The following is a 15,779-nucleotide window of genomic DNA, read 5'->3' on the forward strand; positions in this document are numbered from 1 at the left end:
TAAAAAGGCGATCGTTCCTTGTAGTGCAAGGGTTTGTGAGATTTGAACATTCCCCCTACTGGGGGAACTTCAGTTTAGTGCAAGTTAAACAAGGAGGAAGCACTGGCTATAACTTCGTCCCGCTGCGGTAAGTTTGTTAAGTGCGATCGCACGGGCGGGAAAGATGCCCAACCCCTACTCCCCCCAAGAAAATTCAATCTTTGTGGAACAGGCATCTTGCCTGTTCTTGATGCCAAACTCACGCCCCACCAGAAAATTCCCTCTTTGTGGAACAGGCATCTTGCCTGTTTCTTAGCATGATTAAAATCTAATTTTATGTTGAATTAGCAGAATTTTTAAGATAAACTGAAATGAGTAGATTAAAGGAGAGCGTTGTGTATGATCGCGCAAGTTGAAACCAAAACCTACACCGCTGAGGAATATCTAGAATTGGAAATCAATTCTCAGGATCGGCATGAATTTATCAATGGGGAGATTGTTCTGATGGCTGGCGGCACACCGGATCACAATGAAATTACGAGCATCTTAAATGCTATTTTGAGGGTGAGTCTTAAGGGTAAACCTTACAGTATTTTTGCATCGGATCAGCGGCTTTGGGTTCCGCAGCTTAATAATTATACTTACCCGGATGTGATGGTGGTAGCGCGCCCGATCGAGCTGCAATCTGGACGAACGGATACAATTACCAATCCGCTGCTAATTGCTGAGGTGCTGTCTAAAGGTACCAAAGCTTATGACCGCGATGAAAAGTTTGCTGCTTATCGCAGTATTCCTAGTTTTCAGGAGTATTTATTAATCGACCAATATCGGCTACAGGTCGAGCAATATTCTAAAAGTGATGCGAATAAGTGGATTTTTTCGGAATATAGCTGTATGGGCGATCGGCTCAGTTTAACATCTGTTGCTGTGGAAATTTCGCTGGCCGATTTGTATGAAAATATGGAGTTTGGTGAATAGGCGGACGGTTTTTTGTCAAATGTTCCAAATAGTGGTAATATTCCCGTATATCGATCAGCTCTGATGAAAAACACACATCAGACGTAAGGGGGAAAGTTCGGTGCGAATCCGGCGCTGTCCCGCAACTGTAATGAGATCATTGCATCTCTGAGTCAGGATGCCCGCCGATTTGTTTACAATCATGTTTTTCATCTGCGAGGTATGGATGATGGTGAGTTCAATATTTTTACAAATAATCTGCTGTTGTGCTCCGTTTCCCGATCGACAATAACGAAATTTTAGGCAGCGGGAAACTAAAAAAATGCGAATCGAAGATAGTGTTTGGCAGGGTAGTTTTGGCTACTGGCAAAACTTGTTTATTCATCAGAATATTTTGTCGATCGGACATACTGCTTGGAATGGCTTTTTGCATCAAGGACGAGGCTTGGTTGCTTGCAAAATCAATACTCCCATTAACGGTTCTGTGAATTGGAGCGTAGATACTATCAAGTACGATCTGGAATTTATTTCCGATTTGGAGGCAACCGTTTATTTGCAACAACTAGAAATCGAGCAAAATACTGTTTCAAATCTGCTCCAAATCATTGATAGCTACGAACCCAAGGAAGCAATTATATTTTTGTCGATCGCCCACGGTCACATTGATATCAATTTGTTGCAAAAGTTGGCAATTTCTCCGGTTGAGTGCTATGAACAGGTATGCAAGCGCTGGGAAGAATTTCAACTCAGCCCTAAATCCTAAAACTTACTAAATTTTCCCAATGTCGCAGCCAAAATCTATCGAAATTTCTAAAGTAACTCGCTACCAAAATGCAGCGCTTAATTACTATTTGGGCTTGACAGATTCGCCCTACCTTCACTACGGCTATTGGGAAACCCTACCTGTGCCCGCTGACGAACTCACGATCGCACGATTGCGCGTCGCTCAGCAAGCTTATACTGTAAAACTGTTAGATGCAATCCCCAAAGGCACTCATACGATACTCGATGTGGGCTGCGGGATTGGCGGAAATGCGGCTTATTTGCTCGATCGAGGTTTTGCAGTCGAAGGGCTCGCACCCGATCCTTTCCAACAACAGCGCTTTCTTAAGTGTACGGGCGATCGGGCAATCTTCCACCTCACGAGGTTTGAAGACTTCAAAGCAACCCATTTCTACGATCTTATTCTCTTTAGCGAAAGTAGCCAGTATATGTCGGCTGTTGATATTGCTAACGGTGCCGCCAAAATCCTCAATCCCGGCGGTTACGTTTTGTTGGCTGATATGCTGCGATCTGATGCTAATTATCAAGAGGGAATGTTCTCTAATTGTCATGTTGTTACGGAACTTCATGCAGCATTAAACCAGGCTGGATTCACTTTAGTAAAAAGTGAGGATATTTCCGCCCATATTTTGCCGACAATCGATTTGTATGTCGATACTTTCCGCCGATATGGACTAAATACAATGCTCTATGTTGCAGATTTAATTGCAATCACTGTTCCCCCCGTCCACAAATTCCTGCGCTGGATATTTCGTCGCTGGTTCAAGAAGCTGGTGGTTGAAGGATTGGAGGCAAGTCAACTTTTTGAGCAACATCTCTGTTATGAAATGCAACTTTGGCAATTGTCAAAATCTGATCGAGGCTGACACAAATTTAGCAATTCTAAATCATTTGTGAATTTCTTACTCCCTCCCCTTGATAAGGGGAGGGTTGGGGTGGGGTAAAAAGTTGACGAATCCTTTATGAATTTCTTACTCCCTCCCCTTGATAAGGGGAGGGTTGGGGTGGGGTAAAAAGTTGACGAATCATTTATGAATTTCTTACTCCCTCCCCTTGATAAGGGGAGGGTTGGGGTGGGGTAAAAAGTTGACGAATCATTTGTGAATTTCTTACTCCCTCCCCTTGATAAGGGGAGGGTTGGGGTGGGGTAAAAAGTTTACGAGTCCTGCAAGGATTGCTATACAATGAAAATCGGTAATCGGTAATTGGTAATCATTCATCGGTAATCGGTAATTGGAGGCATAGCCTCCGGGTATTTATTCCCAGGCAGAGCCTGGGAACAAGGTTATAAAAAATAAAAAATAACGAATATGTCTGAATGGATTCTAGAATTCGCTGGCACTTCCTACTCCTATCCCTGCGGTTCGCGAGTGGCAATTCAGGGTTTAAATCTCAAAGTCCCCGCAGGGAAACGGTGCGGGCTAATCGGTCAAAATGGCTGTGGCAAAACTACCTTTTTTCTGTTAGCAAATGGCTTATATCAACCGCAACAGGGAATCATTAGCTGGCAAGGTGAACCATTCCGCTACGATCGCAAATCTTTGATGCAACTGCGCCAACAAATCGGACTCGTGTTTCAAAATCCCGAACATCAATTAGTAGCTTCGACGGTAGAAGAAGATATTTCCTACGGATTGTACAATTTAGGCTTGAGAGAATCCGAAATTGCTCAACAGGTGCAGCAGGCGATCAAGCAATTCGATCTAAGCGAACTCGCCCGCGAACCAATTCACAATCTCAGTTTGGGCCAGAAAAAGCGGGTTTCCATCGCCGATATCATGGTTCTCAAGCCCAAACTGCTGCTGCTAGATGAACCTACCGCCTATCTCGATCCGCGTCACACCCGACAACTGATCGGTTTACTCCAACAAATTCACAGCGCTGGAACCACTATTCTTTTAGCAAGTCACGACCTCGATTTCATCTACCGCTGGGCTGATTGGGTGTTTGTAATGGATCGAGGAAAATTGATTTTAGAAGGAACACCGGAAACCGTTTTTGCTCAGCGGGATGTGTTGGAACAATTGCAGCTTGGTGTACCGCTGGCGATCGAGCTAATCGAGCAAATAAGGGCGATGTTTCCCACAGACGATCGCTCAAAAATCCCCGCTTTCGAGCAATGGCAACAACAAATTTTACAAGCACGTCGGCTGCTTTAACGGAACTTAGACAATTGGTAATTGGTGTTGCTGATTCACGGTATGAATTACTTTTTCGCTTGAAGTTACAAAACTCACCATACTTGGCTTATAGCAATTGCGAAATCTTGAATTCATACCTGTATCCAGCAACGCCGCCCGTGGCGGGAAGTTCAGATTACACATTACCAATCATCAAAAATTGATTTAGGAAAAAGGCGATCGCCCCACTGCCGATCGGCACAGTCAGATTGTCAATTCCCAGCTTGGAAACCGACTCCAAAGTAGCAGCAACTAAAGCTACAACAGCAGACACAGCCCAAGTTTGCCAAATATTGCCTTGAACCGCCAGCAAAATCAAACTGCTAACAGCAAAACTCACCAAATACATAGTTGCAGAACCTTCCCAACTCTTCTGCATTCCCCCAACTCGATAAATATGTTTGCCGTATTTCTGGCCGATGACAGCAGCCAATCCGTCGCCCCAAGTCATCACTAAAATGCCCAAAGCAGCGTATTCCTGATGTTGCAGCGGCCAAAACCAAGCTACAAGAACGCTGATACTAACAGCATAGAAAAAAGTCCCCCAACTCTTCCGGTTGATACTGTTAAGACTGGGCAAAATCGGAACTTGGTAAGAAATTAGGGCGATCGCACCTGCTAAAACCCCCGCCGAAATCCCCACCCAACCGGGTATTTCCAGCCACCAAGCCAGCAAAATCACGTTCCCAGTACCGATGTGAACAATCTTCCGCGATACCTCAGCATCGACAGAAGTAAAGCGATTTAACCCCTCAGCTACCAATAAAACTACACCCAGCCAGACTCCCACGAGGGAAATTTGCAGCCACACAGTCGGAATTTCAGAAAATATAGACACGATATTTAGGCAAAACTTAGATCGGGCACTGTTTACTACTTTAGTGGAAAGCGCGATCGAGGTTATAACCCCGCAGGCTTAAAGTGCTGCGGGGAGCTGGGTGTTATGTCTTTTTAGGTTGGTCTACTTAAAACCTGTGCTATGCTATAAGCAAGTCTAGGGAAAAAGCTATGACTATTTTAGTAGAAGAACTTTTGAATACCTTTGAGCGATTAACAGACTCAGAGCGGTTAGATTTGGTATTGGAAATTTTGAAACGGACTGTTTATTTAGACTTTCCGCCCCTATCTGATGACGATTTAGTTCTAAATGCTGAGGGACTTTTTCTAGAGCTAGATGAGGAAGAATCCGTATATAAATAGTCCAGAGCGTGGTGAAATCTGGTTAGTCGATCTAGGTTATACTGCGAAAGTCAGACCATGTTTGGTCGTGAGTATTCCTGCTCTAAATCAAGACCGGGCATTAGCGACTCTAGTGCCACATACAACAAGTTTACGCGGTTCAAGATTTGAGGTGAAAGTCAAAAATAAGTTCCTCCGAGAAGGAGTATTTGACGTACAAAATATGATTACAATTCCTCATGCAAAGCTTCTACGCAAATTGGGAAGTATGATATGCGAGAAAATGCTCGAAGTAGAAGATGTAATACTTTTGTGGTTGGGATTTAAAGAGAAAAATGCTGAGGAAGAAGAGGAGTAAACCGAACCATTGAAGTTAGTTTTGAAATTATCAGAGAATCTGATTGCTATGCAGTATGTCTTAATCATTCATGAAGTAGAAAACTATGAAGCTTGGAAACAGGTATTCGATCGTGCTGAAAGCATCCGAAAAGAAGCTGGAGAACGCTCCTATCAGGTCTTGAACTATGACAATGAACCCAACAAAATCGTTCATTTCTCCGCGTGGACATCAACAACAGATGCAAGGGCGTTTTTTGAGTCGCCTGCACTGGTTAAAATTAGACAAGAAGCGGGAGTTAAAGCTCCTGAATTTATTTATCTAAACCAATTAGAGTCAGGAGTATTGTGAAAGACCTATTTGTATAATGTAAGTTGTTCAAACTCTGTGATTAGGTTTTGAGTATGTACGAGGGTAGCTACTACCAGCTAATGGCTGAGTACAATTGCTGGATGAATCAAAATCTATATTCGGTTTGCTCGGCTATTCCTGATGAACAGCGCAAACAGGATATGGGTGCTTTTTTCAAGTCGATTCATGGCACTTTGAATCACTTACTCTATGGTGACAAAGCATGGATGGGGCGTTTCACTCTTCACCCATTTTCGGGTATCGTTATCGGTCAAGACCTGTATGCTGAATTTGAGGCTTTGAGAGCGGAACGGGAGACAATGGATCGGCAAATTATAGAATGGTCTAGACACCTTAATTCTGACTGGTTGAGTCAGCCGTTTGAGTACACAAGCAATGTAGATGGTAAATGCCGCGTGCTACCGACTTGGGTTTTGGTGACACATATGTTCAATCATCAAACTCACCATAGAGGGCAAATTACCACACTACTCAAACAACTTGGCTACGACCCAGGTGTTACAGATATTCCGTGGCTACCGGCTATATCAATCGGATAATTTCTGGTTGTATAGCTACACGCCAGAAGATTCGGCGGTTACAACCTCGTATATACTTGCCCCTCGTCCCAGCAGAGGGAGACTGAAGAAAATCAAGAATTCATATCAATTCCGGTTGCACTCAGACCTGATTCTTGAGTGCTGGCTGTTGGCTGTTGACTAAAATTATGCTTTCGATCGGACTGTTTGGACATTTGAACAATAGTGATACAACCGGAAACGATATGAAACGATCGATCGAGCCATAAAAATAGCAGGAGAAACTGGCACTCCTGCTAAACCACTACTATTTTGGCGAATTCCTGGCTTGTTACACAGGCACTCCCAAGGGGATGCCTTTGTTGTCAACCACAGCGACGGCTTGTCGCAAGGCTGCGGTACGATCGCTCAGGAAATGCTCTGGCGCGATCAGATCCAACAATCCCAACTTCTGCAAGCGCTGTTGAATTTTCTCGCTGGCACCGACAATGTAAACCTGCAAACCCTTATCGCAGGCATCGCGGATCGCATTTTCGATCGCCAGCGAAGCCGTCACTCCCAGCATGGGCACAGCAGTCAGATCCATCACCAAAGCATCGGCATCCTTCATAGCATTGTGTTCGCGGGAGATCGCCTTTGACAACCCAAAAATCATCGGGCCGCTCAAGCAGAACAGCAACACGCGCCCCCTACCCCGATCCAAGAGTTGCTTCTCCTCCTCACTGATGAGCACCTCATCATCCGTATCGGAAATCAGCTTCACTCCCGCAGACTGCAAACTACTCAACCGTTCGATTGTCAGGATATTGGCAATAAATACGCCCACACCCACCGCCACAATCAGATCCACAAACACAGTCAAAAACAGTACCCCGTACATGATCAGGGAACCCTTAACAGATACTTTGTGCGATCGTTTCAGGAAACTCCAGTCAAGAATATCAATCCCCACCTTCAACGCAATCCCCGCCAACACCGCCATCGGAATCGGTTCAGTTAACTTCGCCGCCCCCAAAACCACCACCAGCAACACCAACGCGCGAGTTAAACCCGACAACGCCGAAGTCGCGCCTGTTTGGATATTGACCACAGTTCCCATCGTTGCCCCGGCGCCCGGTAAGCCACCGCAGATCCCCGACATGATATTGCCAATTCCTTGACCGATCAACTCCTTATCGGACTTGTGCTCAGTCCGCGTCAGACTGTCCGCCACCACCGCCGTCAGCAAGGTATCGATACAGCCCAGCATCCCCAGCATCACCGCATCCACAAACATCACCGTGAGTTGACCGGCGGAAAAAGTCGGCAATTGCAAGGGAGGCAGTCCCACCGGAATTTCTCCAATCCGGCGAATATCCGCGCCCTGAAACACAGTCAGGGAAATTACCGTGCCGACAATCAGCGCTATCAATTGCGGGGGTACGATTTTCTTCAGCTTTTTGGGCATCAGGAAAATAATTGCCACCGTCAAGATACCGAGAATTGCTTCCGGCGGATTTACGTTTGCCAGCAACTGCGGAATTGCCATAAAAGTGCCCAAAACACCTCCTTTGGGAGGGGCTTGACCCAGAAACGGTGCAATTTGCAGAATGATCAAAATCACGCCAATTCCCGACATAAAGCCCGAAATCACGCTGTATGGCATCAGGGTGACGTATTTCCCTAGCTTGAAAATACCAAAGATGATTTGAAACAGCCCCGCCAGCATCACAACGGTAAATGACATTGCTAGCCCTTGTTCGGGATTGCTGGCGGTGAGGGATGCGACGATCGCAGTCATCACCACAGTCATCGGCCCTGTGGGTTCCGAAATCAGTGTTGGGGTGCCGCCAAACAGCGCCGCAAAGAAGCCAACACAAATGGCACCGTACAGTCCGCCGATCGGCCCGATTCCCGAAGCGACCCCGAAGGCGAGGGCCAAGGGCAGCGAGACAATGGCAGCCGTGACACCGCCGAAGATGTCGCCCTGGAGATTATTGAAACTAATCCGATTAGTTATTGACATGAGTGGTGCATTAATAAAATAGACAGAATTTAACAATGCTGACTTTGAGCCCTTCACCTACTCTCAGGGCAAAAGTTTTCCCTAATCGCCTGACAGATAGCACAAGCAGGGCCGACCCAAGGAAAGGTCTGTACTCGTCCCCGATCGATGTCAAAGTCGTAAATACTTAATTTTCAGTATTTCTTAATTTCTTAATTTAATCTAAAACGTGTCCGATCGAATTTTTATTTTTAGCCGACTCTCTCAACGATCCCCGGAAAGTTTTCGATCGAGCCAAATCTGAGCAAATCTCAAGGCCAAACAAAACCCCCTACTCAAATAAATTAATATATTATCCCCTGCTGATAATTAATAACTCTTATTGATGGTTAGGATCGCGAATTAAATAATTTACACTCTTGAAAGTGGGATGGGCGTCCCGCCCGCCCTTTCTGGACGGGCGGGACGCCCATCCCACAAGAACCATCACGCATTCTAAGTTATTTAATTCTCATTCCTTATTGGATCAACTCTCGCACAAACTCAAACGCTTTTGGACGCAACTCGACCGGCAGCAGCGACAATCCCAAACCTGCCCACATTTTCGCCGCAGAAACAGACTTTCCCGCCCGCACCATCAGGCGTCCTTTTGCAGTTTCACCCACCTCAATCAGTCGCAAACCTAGCGCTAATTGAGTTTCGGCAATCCTTTTGAGCCTGACTGTTTCCAACTTTTCCGACTCAAACTCGTAGCCGGTCAAATAGCGCAATTTATCATTCAAATACGGAATTGCCCGATCGACTCCTTGCTGTCCTGCATGAACTCGATACTCCATCAACAGCTCCGGCAAGTAATAGCATTTTTTGCCTGCAATCGCAAGTCTCACAAACAAATCGTTATCTTCGCAATTTTGCAAATTCGGCCGCAGAAATCCGACTTCTTCCAGCGCGCGGCGCCGAAACAAAGTCGCCCCTATTTGCAAACTTTGTCTGAGAAAAACAGCAGATAGCAAATCTTCAATAATTCCAGCCGACAACTCGGTGCGCCCCCACCGCTGCGAATTGAGTTTCGTCTGGTTTTCGTCTATATAATTGTTAATGTCGATCACCCAGTGATCGGTACTGACAAAATCGATGCTGGGGTCTTTATCTAAAATAGCCGATGTCCGCTCTAGAAATTGCGCGCTGAGGCGATCGTCATCGTCAAACTTGATAAAATATTTGCCTCTTGCAGCAGCAAAGCCCGATCGCATATTATTACTCTTGCCGATATTCTGCGGGTGGCGAATGTAGCGAATCCCGCGATGGCGTCCCGCCCCGCAAGCTACGACAAATTCCGACATCAACAAAGGAGTGCTGTCAGTAGAACCATCATCACAGATAATTAATTCAAAATCTGTATAAGTTTGATCTAGCACGCTGGCGATCGCACAAGCCAGCAGATGCACTCGATTGTAAGTAGGAATGCAAACGCTAATTTTAGGCACTAACTTAGACAATTTTAGATTTTAGATTTTAGATTTTAGATTGCTCAAAAGTGACTAAGCTGTTGTGCATCTAATTTGACAGTCAATTTTTCTACAATTATTATTGTGGAACGGGCATCCTGCCCGTCTCTGGATTCAATTTAAATGCGTAGCAGCTTACAATTTGGTATTAACACTTTTGGGCCCAAGAAAATTAATTTTAACTCAAACGAGCCGTACATTCGAGAATTAACTTTTGATTCACCAAAGCAAACGGTTGAATTTCCAAAGCGCGACGAAAAGCTTGAATAGCATTTAGGTATTCTCCCAACGCAGCGTAGCACAAACCCAGACCGTGCAACGCCCCAAAATGCACCGGGTTCAGTTTGAGGACAATTTCGCAGTCGTCGATCGACTTTTTATAATTTCCTTGAGTATAGTGAAGTACGGCGCGTCGGTTCCAAGCTTCCGCAAAATCCGGCGCTTCCGCAATCAATTTCGTCAGCAAATCCAAAGCGTGGTGAACATCGCCTGCATCCAGCGAAACTTGCGCTCGCCTGAGAATTTGCATCCCATAGTCACCTTTCTGGTTAAACCAAGTGTGCCAGAGTTCAGTAGTTGCCCGATCGCGAACACTTTCGTCGGACTTTTTCAAGTCTTCCAGCAGCGCCTTAAGAGATAATTCGTCCATAGGTGCGAAGATTGTTAAAAAAAAACGTTTTATCAATCAATTTTATCGCGCAAGCGGCAAATTTATTTATCTCACATCTTGCACCATTCTCGCTTAACAGGCTTTTCGGCCTGTTCCACAAGAAAATTCACTCTTTGTGGAACAGGCCGAAAAGCCTGTTCCTAAACAAGTAATTGAGAATGGTGCAACATCTCAGTTTATCTCACATCCCATGAAGATTTTGATGCTTTCCTCAACTTTTCCCTATCCGCCCAGCCGCGGAGGAACTCAGGTAAGGACGTTTAATTTATTACAATACTTGAGCCGGCGGCATGAGGTAATTCTCGGCACTGTACGATCGCCCGATGTCACCGATGCACAAATCGACACATTGCGCCAGCAAGTCACAGAATTAGCAGTTTTTCCCAACCCGCGATTACCCCCCCAACCCCCCCTTGTCAAGGGGGGGCTAAGACTCCACCAGGAGACTGAGGAAGGATTCTTACCTCCCCCCCTTAACAAGGGGGGGACTGAGGGGGGGTTATTTCCTGCCCTTAACCAGGGGCTTGAGGAGGGCTTCTTGCCTCCCCCCCTTAACAAGGGGGGGACTGAGGGGGGGTTCTCTGAAATAATAGGAAAATTCCACAGATTCAGTCGATTTTTGCAGTCGGGAACACCTCCAAACGTACTCTCAAGCTACTCCCAAGCAATGCAGAATTGGGCAGACGAATTGGTAACAGCAGGCAAATGCGATACTGTCACCTGCGAGCACAGCGTTAACGAGATTTACGTGCGTCCAGAATGGCGGCAAAAACTGCTGACAGTGGCAAACATTCACAGTTCCGTTTGGGGAACTTGCAGGGAAATGTTAGCAACCGGCACCTCGGAAAAACCCCTGCGCGATCGACTAAATTTACCGCTACTCGCCCGCTACGAAAAACGCTACTGTTCCAAATTCTCCCGCATTGTTGCGACAACATCCACAGACAGAGAGCAACTCCTAGAATTACTGTTGCCTCCGGTTCGGGTGCGAGGAAAACAAGATTTTTTTGTACCTCCCATCGATGTAATTCCTAACGGCGTGGATTTAACTCAATTTCCGTATCGGTCGATCGATCCGGGAGGACATACCTTAATTTTTGCAGGCGCAATGAACAATTTGCCCAATATTGACGCAGCGCGGTTTCTCAGTTTGCAAATAATGCCGCCTTTGCAGCAGCGCTATCCCGATGCTACCCTCACCTTAGTCGGGGCTTCGCCAGTCCCGGAAGTGCTCGCCTTGGGGAAACTTCCCGGAATTCAAGTAGTAGGTCGGGTGCAAAGGGTGGCAGAATATTTGCATCAAGCTGCTGTTTGTGTGGTGCCGATGCGGATTGGTTTTGGGATTAAAAATAAAACTTTGGAGGCGATGGCTGCGGGAACTCCCGTGGTTGCTAGCGATCGAGGTTTGGAGGGTTTAGCCGTCGATGGCGGCGCACAACCGAGAAGGGCCTTGCGGGCGAACAAAGTTCAGGAGTATGTTGAGGCGATCGCCAGTTTGTTTGAAAATCAGCAGCTAAGACAGGAGCTCTCTGTCAACGCGCGATCGCTCGTTGAAAGCCAATACACTTGGGATATCATAGGTCGGCAGTACGATCGGCTATTGCAATTTTAAACTCTAAATTCTAAAATCTAAATTCTAAAATGGCATGATGGAACACAAAATTAACCCCTCAAAAAATCGAGCCAAACCCCCAGAAAATCCCAAAGTTGCTCCTCCCCCCACAAGACGCCGGCGCCAAACCCGACGCCCCAAAAATCTTCAAGAGTCCCCGCTTCCAATACCTACTCCCCGAACTCGCGCCAGATATCCCTGGAAAAGACTGATAGCTAATTTGACAGCCCTCAGCATCTTGGGTGGCTGTGCAGCTTTAATGGGAGGCGGCGCTTGGCTGAGTTATCAGCTCATCGTCGATCCCAATGGCAACAAGTTGATCTCTCAATTTGTGCCGGAATGGTCGCGCCTGCCTACAGGTAGCAGAGATTCGATCCAAACTCTCGATCAAATCAAAGCCAGCATCCGCAAATTGGGATTCGTAACCGGAGAACCCCTGTCGCTTCCCGTCGATCAATCCCGCGATAATTCTATTTCCGATTTGTTATTGCCGGTGATGGTAGAAAGAACTGTTAAGGCTTCTACTGTTTGCAAAAATCCTTGCCGTCAAATTGTCGAACTTCGGGTGTACAAGCGAGTGCAATTTCCCGATCGCAGTTCCGATAAAGAGCAGTATTTCCAACTAGCAAGTTCTGTGAATGTAGAAGGCCCTGCGGAATCTTTTGTCATTGCTTCTTTAGCTGACTCTACATCTAACAATCAAGCCTCGAATCAGTCGCTACCCCTAACAGAACTGCGGCGATTTGACGGCAAGCCCCCCGCATCGGGCATTTGGTTTAATGTCAGCGGTCAACTAAAGCAGGGCGACAAGAAAATTCCTTACGGACAAGTCGTTCGCTACAACCCCAGCCAAAATCATTTAATGCCGCTGTTGGAGTGGGCGAGTGCGGCTGGACAACCGCCGAATTGGCAGCAAATTGTTAAGGGCGAAAACCCCCAGTTGGCGATCGACCAAACAGTTGGTTTAGAGCCGCAATTTACCCTTTATCAAATTGGCCCGCGCAAATTTTTGCCCAACCCAGTTCAGTTAACGGCGATTTCTTTAGAAGAATTTGCCTTCAATGACGAGACTTACAAAAATGGGCTGCGACTGGCGAAAAGCGGGCTGTGGTCTCCAGCATTAAATGTTATGCGTGTGGCGAAGGGGAAAGCCGGCAAAAATTGGCCCGCAGTCGCGCAAGCTCAGCTAGAAACGATCGAATTTCACGCTAAAATTACTCGGGCGCAGGCGATCGCATCTTGGGCCAGTCCCGGTCAACAAGTTCTCGCAGAATTGATCGACGGCCGCTGGACTGAAGCTTTGCAAGTATTTGAAGCCGATCCGAGCAACTCTCACGAAATAGCCACAACCCTCAAAAATGACAGCGGGCGGATCTGGAACCGCATCGACGCCGCCTTGAGAGTGAATGCCGCTGACGCCGATGTCAAGGCTTGGGGCGCCCTGATTGTAGCTTCTCAAGACGGCACTCGCGAAGCGATGAATTGGCTCGACCAGCAATCAGATACTGACAGCGAAACAAGAACTCGAATTCGGAATTTGGTCAACAAACTTCAGGAAGCAGTTTCTCAGGCGGAAAGTTTAGAAGACCACAAAAGTCAAATTATGGGTTCTGCTACTTTAATTAACAGTGTCAATCCCGCTGAGTGGCTGGAACCAGAACCGAACAATGAGTTAAAATTGGCAGGAGAACAAGTTTGGTATCAGGTGCAGGTAGCAAGTTTTTACGACGGTAGCCGCTGGGTTAATTCACCATTTTCTGATGTAGAAGTGAGTTCTTTTCCTGCTACTCAAGTCAAGTGGCTCTGGGGGCGGCTAGGATTACAGGCTGACCCCAAGATTAAGATTGAGGTAGCGATGGCTAACGGTCAACAAAGAGTTGCTGTGGGAACGGTGAAAGCAGTGCAGATTCAAGACGGAAGTCTGCGCTTGCTGGCGGCGGTTGACAAGCGATCGTAATCTGGCAGAAAGCCTTCTGCAGATAGAACAGTCCCGGAGGCACTCTTGATATTATGTCCGGTCGATTACCCATAATACGGTAGGGGCTCCCCTCACGAAAAATATCTGCCAATAAATGACAATCTCAAAAACCCGCCCTTTTAATCGCGGTCACTCGATCGGACATGATATGACACAAAGAAACCGGGTTTTTTTACCATTTCTGCCGATCGCAACAGAAGTATTTTCGTAAAAAAACCCGGCTTCCTTCCACCTGTACGTCCAAAACTCGGAAAAAGGAAAATTCTTTCTCTTGCCTCTCCCGCAACTCGGACAACAATGCAGACAAAAATTTTGTTAATTTAATTAATTAACACAACCTGTGCACAAAAAACCCACAGATGTCAAATCGCGCCCTTTTTAGAGAGTGCTGCAATCATCTGCCGTTTCACTGCTTTAGCCCAAAGCTCAAACTCCAAACTGTTGATATTCTGAATTTTCACTTCCTCAACAGGCTGAGTTGGGGCTTCCTTCTGTGCTGTAGTCTCCATTGTTTTTTCCCTCGTCAAAAAATGTTAGTAGTCGCTCGCAAACGCTTAGCATCATACATCTATTTTAATAACTAATTCTGGCAAGAAATTACACTAAAGGCATAGAATTTAACCATAAAATGCAGTAAATACATCTAGATCATGCAATTTACGAATTTAATGTAATAAAACCCTACAACCCTTGTTATATATAGGCTTTTCTTGACATTAAAATTTTACAACTTACATTATATCGCACTATCAAACCACTGCTTATGTTAGTAAAGTTATTTTTAAATGAATGTATTGACATATACAGCAGAAAATAATTTTATTGAATTCACATAGTGCCGTAAAGTCGATCGCCCGCATCTCCCAGTCCGGGTACAATATAGCCATGCTCGTCCAAACACTCGTCAACAGCAGCCGTATAAATCTGCACGTCAGGGTGTTGTTCGTGAAAGTGCCCCACTCCCTCCGGTGCCGCCAGCAAGCACAAAAATTTAATAGACTTCGGATGAACTTCTTTCAGCCTATCCACTGCCGCCACTGCTGAATTACCAGTAGCCAGCATCGGATCGACAATTAAAACATCTCGCTGTTCGATATCCTGGGGAACTTTGAAATAATATTCAATCACCATCCGAGTTGTCGGATCGCGGTACAAACCAATATGTCCTACCCTCGCAGACGGAATCAGCTCTAAAATACTATCTAACAGTCCCTGACCGGCGCGCATAATCGAAATAATCACAATTTTCTTTTCAGCAGCCAGCACCGGTGCATTCATTTTGGCGATCGGCGTTTCTATTTGTTCGTATTTTAGCGGCAAATCTCGCGTCACTTCATAAGCTAGCAGCATTCCAATCTCTTTGAGCAATTGGCGAAATTTCGCCGTACTCGTTTGAGTTTGCCGCATCAGAGTTAACTTGTGCTGTATCAAAGGATGGTCAATGACAGTAACTTTAGCACTCATTTTTTTGAATAATTAATTGGCTTTATTCTAACTTATCAGCCATCGAGGCATTTTTGACGCAAAAAAAACCCGATTTCTGCGGCCCCTGCGTCCTGGACTACTTATATCAAACCCTATTGAAAACACGAATACCGCGCGAATAAAATTGCTCCGACAATTACCTTTCATCCCCCCAGAGCGACACTAAGGAATGAGAATTAAATAACTTCCACAAGATTGTGGGATGGGCGTCCCGCCCGTCCAAAAAGGACGGGCGGG

General features: G+C 46.0%; 16 protein-coding genes and 1 riboswitch. Of the genes, 10 read left to right on the forward strand and 6 right to left on the reverse strand.

The window, feature by feature from the left end:
* Nucleotides 1-378: 378 nt before the first annotated feature.
* The 4 genes from QT987_RS28345 to QT987_RS28360 all read left to right on the forward strand — a co-directional run bounded on the left by QT987_RS28345 (nt 379) and on the right by QT987_RS28360 (nt 3,878).
* Nucleotides 379-957, forward strand: coding sequence for a Uma2 family endonuclease (locus tag QT987_RS28345; RefSeq protein ID WP_333246725.1), 579 nt, complete (start codon nt 379-381; stop codon nt 955-957).
* A gap of 38 nt (nt 958-995) precedes the next feature.
* A riboswitch (cobalamin riboswitch) is annotated at nt 996-1,140 on the forward strand.
* Between the two features lie 118 nt (nt 1,141-1,258).
* The gene (locus QT987_RS28350; RefSeq protein ID WP_333246727.1) at nt 1,259-1,699 is read left to right on the forward strand and encodes a hypothetical protein; all 441 of its coding nucleotides are present in this window, start codon (nt 1,259-1,261) and stop codon (nt 1,697-1,699) included.
* Nucleotides 1,700-1,718: 19 nt separating this feature from the next.
* Nucleotides 1,719-2,585 carry a methyltransferase domain-containing protein gene (locus tag QT987_RS28355; protein WP_333246729.1) on the forward strand — a complete coding sequence of 289 codons (867 nt, stop codon included), beginning with the start codon at nt 1,719-1,721 and terminating at the stop codon, nt 2,583-2,585.
* Nucleotides 2,586-3,029: 444 nt separating this feature from the next.
* Nucleotides 3,030-3,878 (forward strand): ABC transporter ATP-binding protein, encoded by an 849-nt coding sequence (locus QT987_RS28360; RefSeq protein WP_333246731.1) that lies wholly within the window; start codon nt 3,030-3,032, stop codon nt 3,876-3,878.
* Nucleotides 3,879-4,035: 157 nt separating this feature from the next.
* Here the strand turns inward: QT987_RS28360 and QT987_RS28365 are convergent, their stop codons facing one another.
* Nucleotides 4,036-4,737: a diacylglycerol/polyprenol kinase family protein gene (locus QT987_RS28365; protein WP_333246733.1), complete on the reverse strand. Its 702-nt coding sequence runs from the start codon at nt 4,735-4,737 to the stop codon at nt 4,036-4,038.
* A 170-nt stretch (nt 4,738-4,907) separates the two neighbouring features.
* On the opposite strand from QT987_RS28365, the gene QT987_RS28370 reads away from it, so the two are divergent.
* Genes QT987_RS28370 through QT987_RS28385 form a run of 4 tightly spaced genes read left to right on the forward strand, consistent with a single transcriptional unit; the run spans nt 4,908 to nt 6,326 of the window.
* Nucleotides 4,908-5,099, forward strand: a complete 192-nt coding sequence (locus QT987_RS28370) for a hypothetical protein (RefSeq protein ID WP_333246735.1) — start codon at nt 4,908-4,910, stop codon at nt 5,097-5,099.
* Nucleotides 5,074-5,436 carry a type II toxin-antitoxin system PemK/MazF family toxin gene (locus QT987_RS28375; protein ID WP_333246737.1) on the forward strand — a complete coding sequence of 121 codons (363 nt, stop codon included), beginning with the start codon at nt 5,074-5,076 and terminating at the stop codon, nt 5,434-5,436. The genes QT987_RS28370 and QT987_RS28375 overlap by 26 nt, the downstream gene beginning before the upstream one ends.
* Before the next feature lie 48 nt (nt 5,437-5,484).
* The gene (locus tag QT987_RS28380) at nt 5,485-5,766 is read left to right on the forward strand and encodes an antibiotic biosynthesis monooxygenase (protein WP_333246739.1); all 282 of its coding nucleotides are present in this window, start codon (nt 5,485-5,487) and stop codon (nt 5,764-5,766) included.
* A 53-nt stretch (nt 5,767-5,819) separates the two neighbouring features.
* Nucleotides 5,820-6,326: a DinB family protein gene (locus QT987_RS28385; RefSeq protein ID WP_333246741.1), complete on the forward strand. Its 507-nt coding sequence runs from the start codon at nt 5,820-5,822 to the stop codon at nt 6,324-6,326.
* A 310-nt stretch (nt 6,327-6,636) separates the two neighbouring features.
* On the opposite strand, the gene bicA is transcribed toward QT987_RS28385, so the two are convergent.
* The 3 genes from bicA to QT987_RS28400 all read right to left on the reverse strand — a co-directional run bounded on the left by bicA (nt 6,637) and on the right by QT987_RS28400 (nt 10,446).
* Nucleotides 6,637-8,310, reverse strand: coding sequence for a bicarbonate transporter BicA (gene bicA, locus QT987_RS28390; protein ID WP_333246743.1), 1,674 nt, complete (start codon nt 8,308-8,310; stop codon nt 6,637-6,639).
* A gap of 497 nt (nt 8,311-8,807) precedes the next feature.
* Nucleotides 8,808-9,776, reverse strand: a complete 969-nt coding sequence (locus tag QT987_RS28395) for a glycosyltransferase (RefSeq protein WP_333246748.1) — start codon at nt 9,774-9,776, stop codon at nt 8,808-8,810.
* A gap of 199 nt (nt 9,777-9,975) precedes the next feature.
* Nucleotides 9,976-10,446, reverse strand: a complete 471-nt coding sequence (locus QT987_RS28400) for a tetratricopeptide repeat protein (protein WP_333055010.1) — start codon at nt 10,444-10,446, stop codon at nt 9,976-9,978.
* A gap of 211 nt (nt 10,447-10,657) precedes the next feature.
* Between QT987_RS28400 and QT987_RS28405 the strand changes: the two genes are divergently transcribed.
* Both QT987_RS28405 and QT987_RS28410 read left to right on the forward strand, forming a co-directional pair.
* Nucleotides 10,658-12,079 carry a glycosyltransferase family 4 protein gene (locus QT987_RS28405; protein ID WP_333246750.1) on the forward strand — a complete coding sequence of 474 codons (1,422 nt, stop codon included), beginning with the start codon at nt 10,658-10,660 and terminating at the stop codon, nt 12,077-12,079.
* Nucleotides 12,080-12,113: 34 nt separating this feature from the next.
* On the forward strand, nt 12,114-14,036 hold the full coding sequence (locus QT987_RS28410; RefSeq protein ID WP_333246745.1) for a hypothetical protein: 1,923 nt from the start codon (nt 12,114-12,116) through the stop codon (nt 14,034-14,036).
* A 383-nt stretch (nt 14,037-14,419) separates the two neighbouring features.
* On the opposite strand, the gene QT987_RS28415 is transcribed toward QT987_RS28410, so the two are convergent.
* Together QT987_RS28415 and upp are read right to left on the reverse strand one after the other, a co-directional pair.
* Nucleotides 14,420-14,566: a hypothetical protein gene (locus QT987_RS28415; RefSeq protein WP_332946242.1), complete on the reverse strand. Its 147-nt coding sequence runs from the start codon at nt 14,564-14,566 to the stop codon at nt 14,420-14,422.
* A gap of 319 nt (nt 14,567-14,885) precedes the next feature.
* The gene (gene upp / locus QT987_RS28420) at nt 14,886-15,521 is read right to left on the reverse strand and encodes a uracil phosphoribosyltransferase (protein ID WP_333208779.1); all 636 of its coding nucleotides are present in this window, start codon (nt 15,519-15,521) and stop codon (nt 14,886-14,888) included.
* Nucleotides 15,522-15,779 lie beyond the last annotated feature (258 nt).

It is taken from the genome of Microcoleus sp. SVA1B4, assembly GCF_036700545.1.
Lineage (GTDB): Bacteria > Cyanobacteriota > Cyanobacteriia > Cyanobacteriales > Microcoleaceae > Microcoleus.